Source organism: Saccharothrix sp. ALI-22-I (assembly GCF_001984175.1).
Taxonomy (GTDB): domain Bacteria; phylum Actinomycetota; class Actinomycetes; order Mycobacteriales; family Pseudonocardiaceae; genus Actinosynnema.
The window spans coordinates 168,348-180,230 of sequence record NZ_MTQP01000062.1; the positions used below are offsets into that span (position 1 = coordinate 168,348).

The window sequence follows — 11,883 nt, forward strand, 5'->3', positions numbered from 1 at the left end:
ACGTCTGCCCATGCCTGAGCTCGTTCTTGGTCCGGTGCTGCGGCACGTCGACTCCACCTCGGCGACGGTGTGGGTGGAGACCGACGCCGCGTGCGAGGTCGCCGTCGCGGGCCGCCGCGCCGGGACGTTCCAGGTCGGCGAACAGCACTTCGCCCTGGTCGTGGTCGACGGCCTGGCGCCCGACACCGTCACGCCCTACGACGTGCGGCTGGACGGTGACGTGGTGTGGCCGCGGCCGGACTCGCCGTTCCCGTCGCCCAGCATCCGCACCGCGCCCGTGCGGCGGCTGCTGTTCGGGTCGTGCCGTGCGGCGAAGTCCGAAGTCACGCCGGACAAGCTCGGGCCGGACGCGCTGGACGCGTACGCGTTGCGGATGAAGGACGAGCCGCAGGACCGGTGGCCCGACGCGCTGGTGCTGCTCGGCGACCAGGTCTACGCGGACGAGCCGACGCCGCGGATCACGCGGTGGCTGGCCGAACGCCGACCGGAGCCGGCGGGCGAGGTGGTGTCGTTCCGGGAGTACGCCGAGCTGTACCACGAGACGTGGGCCGACCCGGAGATCCGCTGGCTGATGTCCGTGGTGCCGACGTCGATGATCTTCGACGACCACGACGTGCGCGACGACTGGAACACCTCTCGGACGTGGCGTGAGCAGATGGCGCGGAAGCGGTGGTGGCCGGAGCGCATCCGGGCCGGGCTCGCGTCGTACTGGGTGTACCAGCACCTGGGCAACCTCGGGCCGGACGACCTGGCGCGCGACCCGCTGTACGAGAAGGTGCGGTCCACCGGCGGTGACGTGCAGGCGTTGTTGGAGGACTTCGCCGAGCAGGCCGACCGCGAGGTCGACGGCGGCAAGTCGACGCAGTGGAGCTACCGGCGCGATTTCGGCCGGGTGCGGCTGCTGGTGGTGGACACGCGCAGCGGGCGCATCCTGTCCGGGCCGGAGCGGCTGATGGTGGGCGACCGCGAGTTCGGCTGGATCGAGGAGAACGCCCAGGGCGATTTCGACCACCTCCTGATCGGCTCGTCGCTGCCGTGGCTGATGCCGCACGCGTTGAGCCACTTCCAGTCGTTGAACGAGCGGCTGGCGAACCTGCCGGGCTGGCGGGGACGGCTCGGGGAGAAGGTGCGGCAGGTCGGGGACCTGGAGCACTGGCCCGCGTTCCGGGCGTCGTTCGAGCGGCTGGCCCGGTTGCTGGAACGGATCACGCGGTCCGACAACCGGCCCGGCACGGTGTGCGTGCTGTCCGGCGACGTCCACCACAGCTATGCGGCACGGGCGACGTTCGCGTCGGCGGCGGACGCGAAGGTGTACCAACTCGTGTGCTCGCCCGTGCACAACGAGCCGCCGTGGATCTTCCGGCCCGCGTTCCGGCTGTCGTGGTCACGCCCGATCGCACGCGTGCTGCGGTGGTGGGCGGACCGACGCGGCATCTCGCCCGACCCGGTGGCGTGGCACAAGCTCAGCGGCCCGCACTTCGGCAACTCCGTGGGCGTACTGGAGATCGAGGGCCGCAACGCCCGCTTCCGCCTGGAAACAGCCACTGCCGACGGCCTGCGCGAAGCCACCTCCATGGCGCTGTGAAGCCGGCCGACGCCTCGCAAGTCAGCGCCTCGCAGGTCAACGCTTCGCAGGCGTACCCGCCAGGGGACCCCTGCTTTTATTCTGCCGCAAAGGTCTGACGATTTCGGCGCCCGACGAGCCGGCTGTGGACAAGCCGGTCAGGTGTGGACAGGCCCGCCGCCGAATCGGGTTGGTCGTGTGGTGCGTCCGCAGCCGGGTGGGAGGTCAGGTGGCCCCCGGCGGCGGACGCACGTCCACTCGGTGTGCGGCCTCTACTTGGTGGCCAGCCTGAGCAGCGCCCACAGTTGGGCGATGGCGTCGTGGTCACCGGAGGGAGGCGGTAGGTCCCGGTCGGGGATTCGGCCCCACAACCAGCGGTACACCTGCATCGGGGTGCCGGTCACCTCGCCGTCCGCCGACGCGGCCTCCTCGCCGCCGACCAGGCGCGCCACCGCCGGGTCCGGGCCGGTGGTGGCCAGCCACACCTTGCTGCCCGCACGGATCGCCACGGTGCCCTGTCGGGTGCCGCGCACGCCGAGGATGTCCAGGCGGTGGCCCAACCAGAGGGTCAGGACCTCGTCCACGCCGTCCTCGGCCACGTCGTCGTCCACGTCGTCGACCGGCAGCCCGGCCGCCGCCTGCACGTCCATCCGGTGCACGGTCGACTCGTGCGCCAGCCGCCGTGCCCAGAAGTTGTGGTTGCGCTCGGCCGGCCACCACGTCTCGCACGGGTCGTCCGGTCCGCGCGCCCGCAAAGCCCGCACCAACGGCGGCACACCCGAGCGGACGTACTCGGGCAACGGCTGCCCCGCCTCCGGGTCCTGCTGCCACACCAGCGGTTGGCTGCCTTCCTTCAGCCACGTCGACACCATCCGGTACGTGCTGCCCACGTGCCGCGCCGTCTCCCCGAGGTTGAGCCCGGGGCACGCGGGCACCTGGCGTTCCGGGCGCTGTCCTTCGGCCGACGCCGCCAGGCGTTCGGCTTCCTGCTCCACCACGTCGATCAGGCGGTCGTAGCCGACCAGTCCCCTGCTCACAGTCCGTCCTCGTACATGATCTCGTCGACCAACTCGGTGAACTGCGCCGCTTGGCGCACCAGGTCGTCGGCTGCGCGCTGGGTGACCTGCCTGGTGATGCCCGCCTGCACGGCCGCGCGCGTCGCCGAGCAATCGGCGAAGAACGCAGCCCACTCGCGCAACTCCGGCGCGAGGGAGGGCAGCAGGACCCACACGCTGGTCGGCTTGGACCGGCCCCGGTGGGGTCGGCCCCTCGCCGCCAGCACGGCCGCCGCGGCCCGCATCGCGGCCAGGTAGGCCGTGGCGAATCGGGTGTGCGGCGCGGGGTCTCGTTCGGCCTCGGTCAGGCACTCGCGGGCCTGACCGAGCAGGGTCACCGCCGACGCCGGTGGCAGTGGGAGGGGGATGCGGCGGGTGTGGGGGAAGTCGGTCGAAGTGCTCATCTCGCGGCCTCCTCGCGGCGTCGGGACAGCGACGACCGCCGCGGGGAGACGGCGGCACTTGGTGGTGGGGCGCTTCCCCCGCCCCACCACCAAGGCATTGCTCGAACAAGTGTTCGAGCTAGATCAGACTATCCTGCCGGCCCGGCACTCCTCAACCCGAGCACACGTGGTCTCATGGACAGGTGAGCGCACTCGACCACCCCGGCATCCGCAAGGTGGCCGCCGCACTGTCCGAAGCGGGCCACCACGAGGCGGCGAACGGGATCCGCGTGCTGGCCGACGCCGTCCGCACCGCCGCCGCGGCGGCCGAGGCGGTGGGTGTGCCGGTCGGCGCGATCGCCAACAGCCTGGTGTTCGCCGCGGTACGCCACGGCGTCGCCTCACCGCTGCTCGTGCTCACGTCCGGCGCGCACCGGGCGGACACGGCGAAGCTGGCCGCGTTGGCGGGCGCGGACTCGATCGAACGGGCCACGCCCGCGTTCGTGCGGGAGCACACCGGCCAGGTGATCGGCGGTGTCTCGCCGGTGGGTCACCCGGCGGCGATCCGCACCTTCGTGGACGTGGCGCTGGAGCAGTACGAGGTGGTGTGGGCGGCGGCCGGGCACCCGCACGCGGTCTACCCCACCACCTACGCGGGTCTGGTGGACCTGACCGGTGGCACACCCGCCGAGGTCGCCCGGTGACCGCCGCACCGTCGCAACGGGTCGTCACGCTGTCCGCGCGGGAGTTGAGCTCCCGGCTGGACGAGGCGCTGGCGCTCTACGTCAGCGCGATGGACTACCCGCCCGGCACGGCCGAGCAGCGCGCGCCCATGTGGTTGGCGCACATGCTGCGCGACGGCTGGCGGTGCGTGGTGGCGTTGGGCGAGCAGGACGAGCTGATCGGCATCGGCTACGGCTACCGCGGCTCGGTCGGCCAGTGGTGGCACGAGCAGGTGCGGCACGGCCTGACCATGGTGTCCGGGCCGAAGGCCGTCGAGGAGTGGATGCGCGACTACTTCGAGCTCACCGAACTGCACGTGCTGCCGCGCGCGCAGGGCCGGGGCGTCGGGGAGCAACTGTTGCGCAACCTGCTGGAGGGCGTACCCAGTTCACGGGTGCTGCTGTCCACTCCGGAGGGTCCGAGCAAGGCCTGGCGGCTGTACCGGCGCACGGGTTTCGTGGACGTGCTGCGGCACTACCAGTTCACCGGCGACCCACGGCCGTTCGCCGTCCTGGGCCGCACCCTGCCCGTCACCTGACGCCCGCTACCTGGCACCCGTCATCTGACGCGGTCGCCTGACGCGGCCACGCTTCGCTGGGGTCCCCGCCGGGGGACCCCTGTCTTCATTCTGCCGGCGGGGTCCGACAATTCCGGGCTAGAACGGCGAGACGAAGCCCGACGCCTGGAGGTACTTGCCCGCGTTGAGGCCCTCGATCTTGCGCAGCTTCGAGTAGACGACCCGGTCGTCGAAGTTGCCTTCGACGGTGCGGACGTGCGTCGCCTTGCGGCCGGTCCGGTCGTACTTGACCTCGACCACCAGGCCGACGTGCGCGTGCATGTCCGGGTAGTTGCCGTAGACCACGGCGTCACCCGGCGCGACGTCGCGCTCGGCGATGTCCTTCCACCGGCCGTTGGCCTTGCCCCACTTCTGCCAGTACGTCGCCCAGTGGCCCTGGTCGAGCACGGACGTGCCGGGGGCGGGTCGCATCGACGGCCGGTCGGGCACACCGGCGCTCGTCCAAGCCCAGTTGACGAACACGCCGCACCACTCGGCCGGGCGCAGGATGCCCTGGCCGATCTCCTGGTACCGCTGCGGGTAGTAGTTGGCGTTGGTCTCGCGCGCGCCGACCTCGCGCAGCGCGTTGTCCACGATGTCCTGCCGGATGCGCCACTGGGCCTGGTCGCTGACCCCGCCGGGTTGGGCCAGCACGAGCGCCGGGGATCCGCCGATCAGCAGCGCACCGGCCAGCACCACACCGAGTGCGGCCCGCATCGCCCGTCTGGTCATCGCCGATCCCCCTACCCCGTCGTCCACCCCGCTCGATCCAACACCAACCCCGGTGACCCCGGCGTGAGGCCGAGGCCACCGGGCAACGCGCGCGTCAGAGTTCGGCGAGCCGCTCACGAAGAGTGTCCAGCCCCATGGCGCCCATCTCCAAGGCTTCCGTGTGGAAGATCTTGAGGTCGAACGCGTCGCCGTGCCGGGCGCGGGCGTCGTCGCGGGCCGCCAGCCACAGCCGCTCGCCGAGCTTGTAGGACGGGGCCTGGCCGGGCCAGCCGAGGTAGCGGTCGATCTCGTCGTGCACGTGCGCCGGCTCGGTGATGGTGCGGGTGAGCATGAACTCCAGGCCCAGGTCCGGGGTCCACCGCTCGCCCTCGTGGAAGCCGGTGCCCTTGGGGATCTCCAGCTCCAGGTGCATGCCGATGTCGATGATCACGCGGGCCGCGCGGAACAGGTGCCCGTCGAGCATGCCCAGCAGATCACCGTCGTCCTCCAGGTAGCCGAGTTCGCGCATCAGCCGCTCGGCGTACAGGGCCCAGCCCTCGCCGTGGCCGGACACCCAGCACAGCAGGCGCTGGAACTCGTTGAGCTTCTCCGCCTGGTAGACGGCCGTGGCGATCTGGAGGTGGTGGCCCGGCACGCCCTCGTGGTAGACGGTGGTGACCTCGCGCCAGGTGGAGAACTCCTCCTTGTCGTCCGGCACGGACCACCACATGCGGCCGGGGCGGCTGAAGTCGGGCGTGGGGCTGGTGTAGTAGGCGCCGACGGGGCCACCGGGCGGCGCGATGCGGCACTCCAGCTTCATCAGCTCGTCGGGCAGCTTGAAGTGCACGTCCCGCACGTCCATCAGCGCCTTGTCGGACAGCTGCTGCATCCACGACTGGAGGCCGGCCTTGCCGTGCACGAGGTAGCGCGGGTTCGCGTCCAGCGCGGCGGCGGCCTCGGCGAGGGTCGAGCCCGGCTTGATCCGGTTCGCGACCTGCTTCATCTCGGTCTCGATGCGGATGAACTCGGCCCAACCCCACTCGTAGGCCTCGGCCAGGTCCAGGCGGGAGCCGGTGAAGTAGCGCGACCACAGCCGGTAGACGTCCTCGCCGACGGCGTCCTTCTTCGGCGCCCGGGACGCGAGGTCGGTGCGCAGGAACGCGGCCAGGTCGCCGTACGCCTCGGCGGCGGCCTTCGCGCCCGCCTCCAACTCGGTGCGCAGCGCGCCGTCCACGGGCGCGTCGGCGATCAGGCCGGCGAAGAACGACTGGCCACCGGACCGGCCCGCCCACTTGTCGCACTGCTCGGCGACCCGGGTGACCTGCCGCAACGCCGACACGTGGCCCTTGTCGGCGGCGTAGGAGAAGCCCGTGCGCAGGTTCGCCACCGCGTCCGGCATGGCGGTGAGCCGCTTGGCGATCACGGCCCAGTCGTCGGCGGTCTCGGTGGGCATCAGGTCGAAGATCTCGCGCAGCGACTGCACGGGGCTGGCGATGACGTTGAGGTTGCCCTCCATCAGGCCGGCCTCGTGCAGTTCGACCTCCAGGCCGATCCGCTCCTGGAACACGGCCTTCGCGTCGGCCTCCGACTTGTCCGCCGGCTCCGCTGCGGTGACGGCGGCGAGCGCGCGCTGCGCCAGCTCCCTGCGGACGGCGTGGCCCTCCGGCGAGTAGTCGGTCAGCCGCTCGTCGTGGCCGGGCTTGCCGATGAACGTCGCGGTCAACGGGTCCGCCGCCGCGTAGTCGGCTACGAACTGGTTGCTGATGCCGTGCACACCGGCGGAGGAGGTTGACATACGCCGCACGTTACCTGCGGGCCGTGTCCCCCCAACAGGTAATTAGCCAGGCTCACGACCGTGTCCCGGCAGTCAACTTTTGACCGCTGCCGGCAGGATGACCTGGTGTCCAGAGCCTCCGCGCTCCTCCTGCCGGTGTTCCTCCTCGCGCTGTTCTCGCTGACGGGGTGCGTCCGGCTGCACGCCGCCATGGCGTTGTCCCAGGACGACCGGGTGTCCGGCGAGATCACCGCCGCCACGCCGCCCACCCAGGACAACGACCCCGGCCCGCAGTTGAAGGTGCCGAACGAGCTGGCCAGCCGGGTCTCCACCAAGCCGTACAAGGTGGACGACTACGTCGGCACGCAGCTGTCCTTCAGCGGGTTGACCTTCGAGGAGGTCCGGGCGCTGTCGCTGGCGACCAGCGCGTCGTCGAGCCGCTACCAGCTCTCGTTCCGGCGGTCGGGCGACCTGGTGACGCTGTCGGGATCGGTGGACCTGACCCAGGTGCCGCCGGAGCGTGCCGACATCCAGGTGAAGATCAGCTTCCCGGGTGAAATCGTCGACACGAACGGGCGAGAAGAGGACAACTCGACCATCGCGTGGTCCCCGAAACCCGGCCAGGCCTCGATGTTGACCGCGACGGCCCGGTACGCCGGCGAGAATTCGGTGTCCTACTTCGGCTGGACCATGCTGGTGGCCGCCTTGACCGGCAGCGCGGCCCTGATCGTGCTGATCCTCGCCATCGTCGCCCACCGTCGCAGCCAGGTCGCATAGCTGTCATCACGCTGTGCAGCCACACCGCGGTTGCGGCGACCACCACGCGAGGTCGCGACTTCCAGGCGACCGAGCCCGCGTCGCCGGAGGCGGCGCAATCCTACACAGCGCGGGCGGGGACGAGGCCGAGGCGGGCTACTACCTCGCGGGTCGCCTTGGAGCGGTTCAGGGTGTAGAAGTGCAGGCCCGGGACGCCTTCGGCGAGCAGCCGCTGTCCCACCTCCGTCACCAGGTCGATGCCGGCCTTGCGGAACGACGCGGGGTCGTCGGCGAACGGGTCGAGTCGACGGGCCACCGAAGGCGGCACCGGCGCGCCCGAGAGTTCGACCGTCTTCACCAGCGTCCGGGCCGAGGTCAACGGCATCAGGCCGGGCAACAGCACGGTGTCGCAACCCTGCGCGGCCACGCGGTCACGCAGGCGCAGGAAGTCCTCCGGCTCGAAGAACAGCTGGGCGATCGCGAAGTCGGCACCCGCCCGGAGCTTGCGCACCAGGTACTTCGTGTCCTCGTCCAGGTCCGTCGACCGCGGGTGGCCGTACGGGGACGCCGCGACGCCGACGCAGAAGTCGCCCAGCTCCCGGCACAGCCGGACCAGTTCCTCCGCGTAGGTCAGGCCCTCGGGGTGGGGCACCCACTCGCCGTTGGGGTTGCCGGGCGGGTCGCCGCGCACGGCGAGGATGTTGCGCACGCCGACCGCCGCGTACCAGCCGATCACGTTGCGCAGCTCGGCCACCGAGTGGTCGACCAGGGTCAGGTGGGCCATCGGCAGCAGGGTCGTCTCCTGCGCCACCCGGCCCGTGGTGCGGATCGTGCGGTCACGCGAGGAGCCGCCGGCGCCGTAGGTGATGGACACGAACGCCGGGTCGAAGGCTTCCAACTCGCGGATCGCGCGCCACAGCACGCCCTCTTCCGCCTCGTCACGAGCCGGGAAGAACTCGACGGAGAAGACGGGGGAACCCCCGCGCAGGCGTTCGACCACCGACGTCATGCCGGTAAGCCTAGAGGTAGGTCCGGACAGTGGGAGTTCCCTTTCACTTGATGAGACGAGCCCCCCGGTTGGGCACTCGGGGGCGGCAGAGGTGACCATAGACGGGTGCCGCCCCACCCGTTGGACCTCGAACTGCCCAAGCACGTCGACGAAGCGTTGGCAGGTTATCTCGCCGACCGGCGGGCACTGGGTGCGCGGATGGAGGAGAACTTCACCAGCGCCGTGGACGCGCTGGCCGATTTCGTCCTCGGCGGAGGCAAGCGCATCCGGCCCACTTTCGCATGGTGGGGCTGGCGGGCCGCGGGTGGCGACCCGGACGGCGAGTGGGCGCAGTCCGTGCTCACCGCGGTCAGCTCGCTGGAGCTGATCCAGGCGTGCGCGCTGGTGCACGACGACCTGATGGACGCTTCGGAAACCCGACGCGGGATGCCGACCGTGCACGTCCGGTTCGAGCGCAAGCACCGCGCCGAGGGCTGGCTGGGCGAACCGGAGCGGTTCGGGCTGGCCGCCTCGGTGCTGATCGGCGACGTGGCGCTGGCCTGGGCGGACGACATGCTGTTCGCCGCCGGCCTGCCCACCGACGCCCTGCAGCGGCTGAGCCTGCCGTGGCGGGACATGCGCACCGAGATGCTGGCCGGCCAGTACCTCGACGTGCTGACCCAGGCGCGCGGCGACAGCTCGCCGGACGCCGCGCTGCGCATCGACCGGCTCAAGACCGCCGCGTACACCGTCGAACGGCCGCTGCACATGGGCGCGGCGATCGGCGGCGGCTCACCGGAGCTGGTGGACGGCCTGCGCTCGTTCGGCACCGACATCGGCGTGGCGTTCCAGCTGCGGGACGACCTGCTCGGCGTGTTCGGCGACCCGGCGGTGACCGGCAAGCCCGCCGGTGACGACCTGCGCGAGGGCAAGCGGACGCTGCTCGTCGCCCTGGGGATGGAGTTCGGCGCGGACGTGCTGCACGAGGCGCTGGGCCGTCCCGACCTGGACGTGGCCATGGTGGACGAGGTGCGCGCGCGGCTGCGCGAGGTCGGCGCGGTGGACGCGGTCGAGGAGCGGATCGCCGAGCTGACCGAGTCGGCTCTCAAGGCCCTGCAACGCGCGCCGATCGCCGAACCGGCCGGTGAGCGGCTGGCGGAGCTGGCGATCAGCGCCACGAAGCGGACCTCCTGACGATGCGCACGGTCACCGGCCGGACGGACCACGTCGTCGTAGTCGGCGCGGGCCTGGCGGGGCTGTCCGCGGCACTGCACCTGCTCGGCGCGGGCCGCCGGGTCACCGTGGTCGAGCGCGACGCCGTCCCCGGCGGCCGGGCTGGGCGGCTGGACCTGGGCGGGTACCGGTTCGACACCGGACCCACCGTGCTGACCATGCCGGAGCTGGTGGACGAGGCGCTGCACGCGGTCGGCGACTCGCTGCACGACCGGCTCGACCTGCGTCCGGTGAAGCCCGCGTACAAAGCCCGGTTCGCCGACGGCAGCACGCTGGACGTGCACGCCGACGCCGAGGCGATGGAGGCCGAGGTGCGCCGGTTCGCCGGTCCGCGCGAGGCCGAGGGGTACCGGGCGCTGCGGCGCTGGCTGACCGAGCTGTACCGGGTGGAGCGCGACTCGTTCATCGGGGCGAACTTCGACTCGCCGCTGTCCCTGCTCACGCCGCACCTGGCGAAGCTGGCCGCGTTGCGCGGGTTCGGCCGGCTCGGGCCGTCGGTGGCGCGGTTCGTGCGTGACGAGCGGTTGCAGCGGGTGTTCTCGTTCCAGTCGCTGTACGCGGGCGTGCCGCCCCGCAAGGCCCTCGCCGCGTACGCCGTGATCGCGTACATGGACACGATCGCGGGCGTCTACTACCCGGACGGCGGGATGCGCGCGCTGCCGGACGCGTTGGCGGCTGCGGCCCGGGACGCGGGCGCGGACCTGCGCTTCCAGACCCCGGTCGCCTGGCTGGAGCGGATCGGCGGCCGGGTCACCGCCGTGCGCACCACGCACGGTGAGCGCATCCCGTGCGACGCGGTGGTGCTCACCCCGGACCTGCCGATGTCGTACCGCCTGCTGGGCCACCGCCCGCGCCGGCCGGTGCCGATGACGTGGTCGCCGTCCGCGGTCGTGCTGCACGCGGGCGTGGACCGGACGTGGCCGGAGCTGGCGCACCACACCCTGTTCTTCGGCCGGGAGTGGGAGCGGACGTTCGACGAGCTGACCCGCCGCGGCACGCTGATGAGCGACCCGTCGCTGCTGGTCACCGCGCCGCCGGGGCAGGGCATGTTCGTGCTGGCGCCCACGCCGAACCTGCGCACCGGCCCGATCGACTGGGAACGCGTCGGCCCCGCCTACCGCGACGAGCTGGTGAACGTGCTGGAGGCACGCGGGCTCACCGGGTTCGGCGACGCGATCGAGGTGGAGCACCTGGTCACGCCGCGGGACTGGGCCGCGATGGGCCTGGCCGCGGGCACGCCGTTCTCGGCCGCGCACACGTTCGCCCAGACCGGCCCGTTCCGGCCGCGCAACCTGGTGCTGGACAACGCCGTGCTGGCCGGCTGCGGCACCACACCCGGTGTCGGGGTGCCGCCGGTGCTGATCTCGGGCAGGCTCGCCGCCCAGCGGATCACGGGGTCCGTCGGCGCAGGGTCGCGGCGCCCAGCAGCAAGGCCACAAGCGCACACCCGGCGATGACCAGCAGGTTCCGGATCAGCGTGCCGTCCACTTCGGACGACGTCGTGACCTGCGTCAACGCGTCGACCGCGTAGGACAGCGGCAGCACGTCCGAGACCCGGTCCAACACCGTCGCCATCTCGTCACGCGGCACGAACAGCCCGCACAGCAGCACCTGCGGCATCACGATCGCGGGCATGAACTGCACCGCCTGGAACTCGGTGCGGGCGAACGCGCTGGCGAACAGGCCCAAGGCCATGCCGAGCAGCGCGTCCAGCACCGCGATCACCAGCAGCAGCCACACCGAGCCGCTGATCCCCAGCCCCAGCCAGGTCAACGCGACCGTGGCCGCCACCGCCACCTGCACCACCGCCACCAGGCCGAACGCCAGCGCGTAGCCCAGCAGCAGGTCGATCTTGCCGATCGGCATCGTCATCAACCGCTCCAGCGTGGCGGTGAGCCGTTCCCGCAGGGTGGTGATCGACGTGACGATGAACATGATCGTGAACGGGAAGACGCCCAGCAGCGCGGGCGCGGCCCGGCTGAACGCCTGCTCGGAATCGAAGACGTATCGCAGCAGCACGAGCAGCAACGACGGCAGCAGCACCATCAGCGCCACGGTGCGGTGGTCGTGCCGGAGCTGGGTGAGGATCCGCTTCGCGGTGGCCAGGGTGTTCATCGCCGCAACCCCCCTCATCGCCGTA

The 11,883-nt window shown here is 71.7% G+C and carries 12 protein-coding genes; 6 read left to right on the top strand and 6 right to left on the bottom strand.

What is annotated here, in order from left to right:
* Positions 1-10: 10 nt before the first annotated feature.
* Positions 11-1,585 (top strand): alkaline phosphatase D family protein, encoded by a 1,575-nt coding sequence (locus ALI22I_RS22525; RefSeq protein ID WP_077007514.1) that lies wholly within the window; start codon positions 11-13, stop codon positions 1,583-1,585.
* 251 nt (positions 1,586-1,836) lie between these two features.
* On the opposite strand, the gene ALI22I_RS22530 is transcribed toward ALI22I_RS22525, so the two are convergent.
* Together ALI22I_RS22530 and ALI22I_RS22535 are read right to left on the bottom strand one after the other, a co-directional pair.
* Positions 1,837-2,601 carry a maleylpyruvate isomerase N-terminal domain-containing protein gene (locus ALI22I_RS22530; protein WP_077007515.1) on the bottom strand — a complete coding sequence of 255 codons (765 nt, stop codon included), beginning with the start codon at positions 2,599-2,601 and terminating at the stop codon, positions 1,837-1,839.
* Positions 2,598-3,023: an SAV_6107 family HEPN domain-containing protein gene (locus ALI22I_RS22535; protein ID WP_077007516.1), complete on the bottom strand. Its 426-nt coding sequence runs from the start codon at positions 3,021-3,023 to the stop codon at positions 2,598-2,600. The genes ALI22I_RS22530 and ALI22I_RS22535 overlap by 4 nt, the downstream gene beginning before the upstream one ends.
* 182 nt (positions 3,024-3,205) lie before the next feature.
* Between ALI22I_RS22535 and ALI22I_RS22540 the strand changes: the two genes are divergently transcribed.
* Both ALI22I_RS22540 and ALI22I_RS22545 read left to right on the top strand, forming a co-directional pair.
* Positions 3,206-3,706, top strand: coding sequence for a YbaK/EbsC family protein (locus ALI22I_RS22540; RefSeq protein ID WP_077007517.1), 501 nt, complete (start codon positions 3,206-3,208; stop codon positions 3,704-3,706).
* Entirely contained in the window at positions 3,703-4,263 is a 561-nt protein-coding gene (locus ALI22I_RS22545; protein ID WP_077007518.1) for a GNAT family N-acetyltransferase, read from the top strand. Before ALI22I_RS22540 ends, ALI22I_RS22545 begins: the two co-directional genes overlap by 4 nt.
* 117 nt (positions 4,264-4,380) lie before the next feature.
* On the opposite strand, the gene ALI22I_RS22550 is transcribed toward ALI22I_RS22545, so the two are convergent.
* Both ALI22I_RS22550 and ALI22I_RS22555 read right to left on the bottom strand, forming a co-directional pair.
* A complete protein-coding gene (locus ALI22I_RS22550; RefSeq protein WP_077007519.1) occupies positions 4,381-5,013 on the bottom strand; it encodes a CHAP domain-containing protein in 633 nt (210 codons plus the stop codon).
* 94 nt (positions 5,014-5,107) lie between these two features.
* Complete coding sequence (locus ALI22I_RS22555) at positions 5,108-6,787, bottom strand: DUF885 domain-containing protein (protein WP_077007520.1); 1,680 nt, start codon at positions 6,785-6,787, stop codon at positions 5,108-5,110.
* 105 nt (positions 6,788-6,892) lie between these two features.
* Between ALI22I_RS22555 and ALI22I_RS22560 the strand changes: the two genes are divergently transcribed.
* Positions 6,893-7,543: a DUF3153 domain-containing protein gene (locus tag ALI22I_RS22560; protein WP_083751931.1), complete on the top strand. Its 651-nt coding sequence runs from the start codon at positions 6,893-6,895 to the stop codon at positions 7,541-7,543.
* Positions 7,544-7,643: 100 nt separating this feature from the next.
* Here the strand turns inward: ALI22I_RS22560 and ALI22I_RS22565 are convergent, their stop codons facing one another.
* Positions 7,644-8,531 (bottom strand): methylenetetrahydrofolate reductase, encoded by an 888-nt coding sequence (locus tag ALI22I_RS22565; protein WP_077007522.1) that lies wholly within the window; start codon positions 8,529-8,531, stop codon positions 7,644-7,646.
* A gap of 105 nt (positions 8,532-8,636) precedes the next feature.
* Here ALI22I_RS22565 and ALI22I_RS22570 point away from each other — a divergent pair, with 105 nt between their 5' ends.
* Both ALI22I_RS22570 and crtI read left to right on the top strand, forming a co-directional pair.
* The gene (locus tag ALI22I_RS22570; RefSeq protein WP_077007523.1) at positions 8,637-9,704 is read left to right on the top strand and encodes a polyprenyl synthetase family protein; all 1,068 of its coding nucleotides are present in this window, start codon (positions 8,637-8,639) and stop codon (positions 9,702-9,704) included.
* A 2-nt stretch (positions 9,705-9,706) separates the two neighbouring features.
* Positions 9,707-11,200, top strand: a complete 1,494-nt coding sequence (crtI, locus tag ALI22I_RS22575) for a phytoene desaturase family protein (protein ID WP_077007524.1) — start codon at positions 9,707-9,709, stop codon at positions 11,198-11,200.
* Here the strand turns inward: crtI and ALI22I_RS22580 are convergent.
* Positions 11,133-11,858, bottom strand: coding sequence for an ABC transporter permease (locus tag ALI22I_RS22580; RefSeq protein ID WP_077007525.1), 726 nt, complete (start codon positions 11,856-11,858; stop codon positions 11,133-11,135). The two genes, crtI and ALI22I_RS22580, sit on opposite strands and share 68 nt — an antisense overlap.
* Positions 11,859-11,883: the final 25 nt, after the last annotated feature.